This is a genomic window from bacterium (assembly GCA_040753085.1).
GTDB lineage: Bacteria > UBA9089 > JASEGY01 > JASEGY01 > JASEGY01 > JASEGY01.
Window position 1 is genome coordinate 1 of the sequence record JBFMHI010000137.1, and the last position, 7,359, is coordinate 7,359.

6 protein-coding genes are annotated in these 7,359 nt (G+C 46.5%); all 6 read right to left on the reverse strand.

Going from position 1 to position 7,359, the window contains the following annotated elements; translation table 11 throughout:
• Positions 1-97: 97 nt before the first annotated feature.
• Complete coding sequence (locus tag AB1797_11585) at positions 98-1,570, reverse strand: M48 family metallopeptidase (protein ID MEW5768238.1); 1,473 nt, start codon at positions 1,568-1,570, stop codon at positions 98-100.
• A 288-nt stretch (positions 1,571-1,858) separates the two neighbouring features.
• Positions 1,859-2,419 carry a LemA family protein gene (locus AB1797_11590; protein ID MEW5768239.1) on the reverse strand — a complete coding sequence of 187 codons (561 nt, stop codon included), beginning with the start codon at positions 2,417-2,419 and terminating at the stop codon, positions 1,859-1,861.
• Positions 2,420-2,791: 372 nt separating this feature from the next.
• A complete protein-coding gene (locus AB1797_11595; GenBank protein ID MEW5768240.1) occupies positions 2,792-3,178 on the reverse strand; it encodes a zf-TFIIB domain-containing protein in 387 nt (128 codons plus the stop codon).
• A 73-nt stretch (positions 3,179-3,251) separates the two neighbouring features.
• Positions 3,252-3,947, reverse strand: coding sequence for a ubiquinone/menaquinone biosynthesis methyltransferase (locus AB1797_11600; protein ID MEW5768241.1), 696 nt, complete (start codon positions 3,945-3,947; stop codon positions 3,252-3,254).
• Positions 3,948-4,465: 518 nt separating this feature from the next.
• Positions 4,466-5,632, reverse strand: coding sequence for an aminotransferase class V-fold PLP-dependent enzyme (locus AB1797_11605; protein MEW5768242.1), 1,167 nt, complete (start codon positions 5,630-5,632; stop codon positions 4,466-4,468).
• Positions 5,633-5,757: 125 nt separating this feature from the next.
• Positions 5,758-7,116: a carboxypeptidase regulatory-like domain-containing protein gene (locus AB1797_11610; protein MEW5768243.1), complete on the reverse strand. Its 1,359-nt coding sequence runs from the start codon at positions 7,114-7,116 to the stop codon at positions 5,758-5,760.
• Positions 7,117-7,359 lie beyond the last annotated feature (243 nt).

The window sequence follows — 7,359 nt, forward strand, 5'->3', positions numbered from 1 at the left end:
TAGTGCTTTGAGGCTTGTGATCTTGGATTAGCTGATAGGAATTTTGATTTCAGGGTAATCCGGAAGAAGTGTCATAGAAGTGCCCCCCAGATGTTTCTTAGTGCTTTGAGGCTTGTGATCTTGGATTAATGCCGATTTTTCTCAGTGTCTCTGTGTCTCCGTGGTGAGGTGAACGGTTACCAATTTTTATATTACTCCCGCAAGTATTACAGCGGACATGAGTTCCTTGGAAAGACGGGGAGAGTTGCATTATTCTTCCGCACTGGCATTGGAAACTTTCCCATCCATGCCCTTTCCTCTGATATTCCTGCCTATTTTTTTCCGGTAAAACCGAATCCCCGGCCACAGCCGTAGCAGCAGCCATTGCCACGAACGGAACCTCATGTTCCCTTCCGCATCTAGGGCATGAGAGTTTTTCATTCTTGAAACCAGGTGGCATTTTAATCTTCAGACCGCATGCACAAAGGATAAATCCGAAGTTATTTATTGCCCTTAGAAGATCGCCTATATCCCTAACTTTTTCCTTACGGCTCTTCTCCTCTTCTCTGGAAGGTTCTCTGGCCGAAACATCGGTAAAATCCTTCATTGCTGAAGCAGGAAGCAGTGATGACTTTCCTGTGACTTTTTTAAAGGCATTCTGATAGGCTAAATAACCTGAACCGCCTCCCATGCTCCTTAAAATTGCCACTCTTTCAAGAATCGGAGGATGCGTGCTTGTGAGAGCGGAAAGATTCAGCCCTTTTTTCAGCGGATTGACAATGTAAAGCGGGGCAGTTACTTTGTTTTCAGACGGGAGTTCGGCCTCTGAAAAAGCGATCTTTTCAAGTGCCGACGCCAGCCCTTCCGGATATCTGGTGAGTCTGGCGCCTGAGGCATCTGCCAGGTATTCCCTTTTTCGCGAAATCGCAAAATAGAGAATCTGCGCCAGGATCGGAGCAATCACGGCCAGAATGATCGCTACAATAAAAATTATTAATTGGGCCTGTCCCCCGCCTGAACTCTTTGAAGTGTATCTTCTTGATCTTGAGGGAAAATGCATCTCCCTTAAAAAGAGCCTTGAAAGGAGAAAGACACTTCCCAACATAACGGCGGCAAAGGTCATAAAAAGAATATCCCTGTTCATTATGTGGGATATTTCATGGGCAATCACTCCCTGGAGTTCATCCCTGTTACATTTGGAAAGCAAACCCGTGGTTACTGCCACGGCGCTTTTTTGCGGATTTCTCCCCGTGGCAAAGGCGTTGGGCGCCTCAGCGTTAATTAGGTATATCTTCGGCATTGCTTCAAGACCTGAAGCAATTTTCATCTCTTCCACAATGTTGAACAGTTTCGGATGATTCCACTCATTAATTTCCTGGGCCTGAGACGAGGAAAGAAGAACTGAATCCCCCATAAAAAATGCAATAACAGACTGAATCAGCCAGAAGACCAGTGCAAGGAGCAGGCCGTAAACTCCTCCGCCGGGTGCGAAAGCCTCCCCTCCAAAATATCCAAGAAGAACAAGGCATGCCCCCATTATGCTAAAAAGAATTACTGATTTCCTTTTATTGGCGCTAATTAGTTCCCACATAACGATTGCGGATTTCGGATTGCGGATTGCGCGGATTTCGGATTGCGGATTTAAGATCGTAACTATTCAGCCACTAAGCCACGAAGCCAGGAAGAGAATGATAGAATAGCACACGGATGACACAGATTTTGGCGGATTCTCACGGATTTTTTCTAAAAATTTTTATCCGTGTCAATCCGTCTCATCCATGTAATCCGTGTGCTATTATTGGTAATCTTTGTGCCTTAGTGGCTGAACGCTTACAAGATTTTAAATCCGCAATCCGCAATCCGCAATCCGCAATCCTTATCACGTTGTTGGAGTGGTAAAACTCACTTTTGGTGTTTCCCTTTCACTCTTTTCTTCTATTTCAAAGAATTCTTCCTCTTGGAAATGGAAAGTCTGGGCTATGATATTTGAGGGAAACATCTGAATCTGATTGTTAAGGAAAAGAACCTGATCATTATAGTTCTGCCTGGAGAAGGCAATTTTGTTTTCAGTAGAGGTCAACTCCTCCTGCAGGGCCAGGAAATTCTGGTTGGCCTTCAGGTCAGGATAGTTCTCCACCACAAGCAGGAATTTACTGATCGCATCGGTCAGCGCGCCTTCAGCCTTGGCCTTTTCGCCAACAGATCCTGCTTTCATTGCTTCGCTTCTTGCCTCTGTAATCTTTGTCAGGGTCTCCCTTTCATGCATCATATACCCTTTGGCCGTTTCAACCAGATTGGGTATCAGATCGTGCCTTCTTTTCAACTGCACATCAATCTGCGACCATGCATTCTTCACCTGATTTCTCATTCTCACAAGTTTGTTATAACTCCATATGACAAAGAGAATAAGAAGAATAATGATCCCTAAGATAATCCATATTGCCATATTTATCCTCCTGGCAACCGTTCAGGTATTAGGTGGCAGGCCTTAGGTAGGGTGTTTGGGGGTCTGGTATCTCCCTAACCACCAATAACTTTGCCTGACGGCTGACACCTGAACGATTACTCTCCTCATTCATCTATTGTAACCGTTCAGCCACAGATGCATACAGATGAAACACGGAAAATCCGTGAGCCGTGTCCGTGATTCGGGTCTGTCCTTAGGCTGTAGGGACAACCCTTGTGGTTGTCCGTCTACGGAACGGACATGGACAAGCACGGACAGGGACAAGCCCTGTCCCTACACTTCCGCCTTCTGTCCTGTGTTATTTATCTGTGCTAATCCGTGCAGCTATACCTGAACGGTTACCATCTATTTTTGTCTGAATATATCTTTTAAGAACGAAAGAATAGGCCCTTCGCTGTCCAGTTTGCCTGCCTCAAGTATTTTATTTAATTCTCCCGCGTCAAACCACAGGCCGTCACTGTTCTTACACCTATCAATTAAAACTTTTTCTTCTGAACCGACCAGCACTTTCTCCATTTTCTTCAGGCAGATCGGGCATTTCCTGACATCTTCTTTACACTTTTCATCTCTCCTAAGAGAGGAAAGGAGATTATCTTTTTCAGAAGAACCCTCAAACAGTAATTCCAATTCTCCTGCATCAAACCATATCCCCCTGCAGGAAAGGCAGTGGTCAATTTCCACCTGGTTCAGTTCAAACACAACCATTGGTTCTCTGCAAACCGGACAATCCATTATTTCCTCATTTCGGATTGCAGATTGCGGATTTAAAATCTTCAGTCTGCAATCCGCAATCCGAATCCGGTGGCTATTTAACCGCTACGTGAACAGCCACTGCCCCAAAAAAGAGGTTAAAATATTCCACTTGCCTGAATCCTGTTTGGCGGATCATTTCAGCCAGAACCGCCTGGGGAGGAAGATAAAGATCAAGGGAGTCGGCCAGGTAAGCATAGGGTTTTTTATCCCCGTGAAAAATCCAGCCTAAACAGGGCATAAGGTGGTAAAAGTAAAGACAGTGAAATGCCCGGATGATCATTCTCTCAGGCCGGCCTGTATCCAAGGTGGCAAATCTTCCTCCAGGTTTTAATACCCTTCGGATTTCAAAAAAGATATCGGGTATCTTGACATGCCTTAAGCCGAAACCCATCGTAATTACGTCAAAGGTATTATCAGGGAAGGGCAGATCCGAAACATCAGCCCATCTTAGTTCAATCTGCTGATCAAGGCCAAGCTGAGCCACCTTCTCTCTTCCCACATCAAGCATCTCTTGACAGAAATCAAGTCCGATAACCTTGATCTTTTCTGATTGTTTAGCGGCTTCCAGGGCAAAGTCAGCCGTGCCAGTGCAAAGGTCCAGGACTACGGCATCATCTCTTAGTTCTGCCTTCTGGATGGTAAATTTTCTCCAACGGCGAGCACGGCCAAGGCTGATAATAGAATTTAGCCGGTCATAATCAGGGGCCAGATGGGAGAAGAGTTTTTTAACGTAGTCCTGCCTTTTCATCAGTAGTCAATCTCAAACCAGGCACTACTACCTGGTAGCCTGGTGTCTGGCGGCCTGGTGTTCCGCCTACCAGACAACCCGACTACCAGATGTCGGCGAAAGATAGCCGAAACGATGAACATCGCCCTAACGCCCTTTGTAACTATTCAGCCACGGATTTACACGGATGAAACACTGATTTTTTAATATATGAATCGTTTAAATTCAACTCTTTTTCTTCCCAATTGTAAACTTCAAATGCTCCTGGGATAATGTCCTCTGTTATTTTTTCATATTTTGTAACCGTTCAGCCACCAAGGCACGAAGACACGAAGGGGAAAAAGGTATGTGTCTTAGAGAGCAGTAGAGTAGCAGTTCTGGAACTTTCAGAAAAGTCTTTAACTACTGCTCTGCTGCTCTACTGCTCTATTTTTGTGTCTTAGTGTCTTTATGGCTGAACACTTACAACTCATTTTATTTTATCCGTGCTAATCCGTGTTAATCAGTGGCTGAATAATTACCGCCTTTTTTGGAGAGAGTTAGGCGGCTTTACTCAAATCGTTAAATCCTTCCATTACCTTAGCTATCTCATCTTCACTCAGGCCATAGACCGAAAGTTTGATGTGTTTGGTCATGCCTTTATGAAGACCGACGATGCCCCTCTTTATCATTCCGGCCGCCAGATAAAAGCCCTTTTTGCGATGAGTCTGAGAGACCTCCCAGAACCGTGGGGTCTCAAAGTGAAGGAGATGATGGCGATGGGGCCTTTCGCCTAAAAGCATCACCCCTTCTATCTCTTCCATATCTTTAACAAATTGGTTGATTTTAGTCAGCTCTTCTTCCCAGCGCCTTACCCTCTCTTTGACATAAGAAAAAGCCAGCATGGAACTGATCAGGGGCAAGCCGCCAATGCTGCAACCAAAGATACGAGGGATCTTCTTGCCAAAGGCCCGTCCGGTCCAGGGCATCTTTATCTTTGAAGCAGCTAAAAGATTCTTCGGCCAGCGGTGGGTGGTGACCAGGTAGCCCAGAGGGCCAAGAGAGGCCATTGATTTGTGGGCTGAAACCGTAAGAAAGTCAGCCTTTACCTTTCGCATATCAATGGGCATTACCCCGCCGGTGTAAGCCACATTAACCATATAGGGCACTTCATATTGCTCGCAGACCTGGCCGATCTCCTCTACCGGCGCAATATTCCCATAATAGGGATCGGCGTGAGTAACTACTACCAGGGCGGGCAGTGCCCCCTCTTTTGACTTCACCTCTTCGATCCGCTCAGCAAAGGACGCCGGATCATATCTGTATTCCGGGTATCCGGAATGAGGTGGCTCAACCACCTTCAGATGATTCATTTCAGCCGTGATAGCCGTGGTGTAATGACAGTTGGGATCAGCAATAATGGTCGGGCAATAGTCATTATTTTCAGCCGCAAGCTCGGCCATAGCTTGCATCACGGCAAATTGCGCCCCCCGACAGCCAAAGGTGTGTTCAGCTACATCTCCACCAAAAAAAGAAGCCACTTCGGCCAGGAAGTCCTTGATATTTGGCTGGGTCACCAGGGAAGATCGTCCCTCCAGGCAGTCATAGCAAACAATGTAACCTACATCCATAAATTCAGGCAGTCTTTGCTTAACTTCCTCCGGGATTATTCCCCCCCGCATCAGGGGGTTGATGATGATGTGACCTTTATATGGATTAGTGAGCATAATTCCCTCCTGAGTAGATAGTAATCAGTGGCGCTGGATAACTATCAGCTCCTTAACTATTACAGATTACAGCTCGGCGAAAGTTTCTGGACGGTTTCAGCCGGGTTCGAGGATTCAAGGGTTCATTAGTGCCAATCCGGATCGCTTTCATGATTCCAGCGGCTCTCAGTCAGATTAGACACTACCCTGGACTTGATGGACCAATTAGCCGTATCTGACCTTTCCTCTATCCTAAGGAGGAGGATTTCTTCATTGCGCCCCCACTGATAGGAAGAGAAGGCAATATAAAACTTCCTTGTAACTGTATTATTAGAAAGGGCTTTTTCTTCCACTTGAGAGGAAAACACCGGGAAATAATTGTCTCTGGTGTTAGTTAAAGGGATTTCCTTTTGTCCATTAGGGAAATTACTGCCGTCTGCCCTGGTCAAAAAGATATCTCCCTTACTCTGATAGGCAATCATTCTCCCATCCGGCGACCAGTTGGGCGTGTGATTATCTCCCCCTGAAGTCAAGGTGATGACTGTTCCGGTATCGGCGATATCCAGGAGATAGATCTCGCTTCTTTCCGGAAAGGTGACCCCTTCAAAGGCGATTTTGGTTCCATCAGGAGAAAAGGCTGGATAGATATCGGCCCGCTGAGACGAATCAGTCAACTGAGCAGGCGTCCCTCCGTCCAATCCAATCAGGTAAAGATTAAACCCTCTTCCGTCTCTGTTAGAACTGTAAGCAAGGCTGTTTCCATCCGAAGACCAGTCAGGATGTCGGTCATCACTATCTTCGTCAGTCAGGTGAATCGGCTTTCCTCCACTCAGACTTCTCACATAGATATCATAATTTCCATTCCGATAAGTTTCAAAGGCAATCTTGGTCCCATCTGGAGAAAAGGAAGGGGCGGCCTCTAACTTGGGTGCCCCCAGCCTGCCGTCATCTATGAAGCCCGTATCCCAAAGGGAGTTTGTCCTGGTCAGATTAGTTCTGGACGTCCCGGCGGCGGTCATAATCCATATATCCTGGTCCTGGTCTTGTAACATATCACGAGAGACAAAGGCAATCCATCCTCCTGGAGTTATTTCCGAAGGGTTATCTTTTTCTGAGTCAGTATCACCACCGTTCTCGTCAGCCGGAGCAAGCATGATATTCACCTCACTCCTCCGACCGGCCTCAACCCGAACCTGCCTGGTCTGAGAGATGAAATCATCCTTGGAAACAGTAAGATCATAGGTATTAGGGACAAGATTCTCTATCGTATATCTTCCTGTCTGATCAGTAGCTACGGTGGTAGACAGACCATCCCGGGAAGGGGCGCTCTGGCCGGCTATTGGATGAGGTGAGACAGCGACTGAAGCCTCGGCTACAGGGCGTCCCTGGCTGGTTCTGACCTGACCTGAGATAGCCCCGACATTTGAATCAGGCTCAGGGTGATTAGCCGCGGTAGGAGATCTTTCACTGCCCTCTCCACCGCAACCAGCTAACGAGAAGAGCATTATGATCAGGGGCAACCCTTTAAATAATTTGTTAATCATATTTCGCTAAGTTATGCCGTGCGGCTGATATATTTATATTCTTCCGCCTTTTTAGCCTTGATTCTTTCCTGCCAAACCTTATCCATAATTATGACGACATCACTTTTATAAGACCTCTCCGCCCTCCTGGCATCTTTTAGCTGGAACATTACCCAATACTACGGCACCTACATCCGGATGTTCAGCCGACCGCGTCGCGGGCGG

Coding starts and splice junctions, on each gene's coding strand:
- AB1797_11585 (MEW5768238.1), bottom strand. CDS start 1,570: ATGTGGGAACTAATTAGCGCCAATAAAAGGAAATCAGTAATTCTTTTT.
- AB1797_11595 (MEW5768240.1), bottom strand. CDS start 3,178: ATGGATTGTCCGGTTTGCAGAGAACCAATGGTTGTGTTTGAACTGAAC.
- AB1797_11600 (MEW5768241.1), bottom strand. CDS start 3,947: ATGAAAAGGCAGGACTACGTTAAAAAACTCTTCTCCCATCTGGCCCCT.
- AB1797_11605 (MEW5768242.1), bottom strand. CDS start 5,632: ATGCTCACTAATCCATATAAAGGTCACATCATCATCAACCCCCTGATG.
- AB1797_11610 (MEW5768243.1), bottom strand. CDS start 7,116: ATGCTCTTCTCGTTAGCTGGTTGCGGTGGAGAGGGCAGTGAAAGATCT.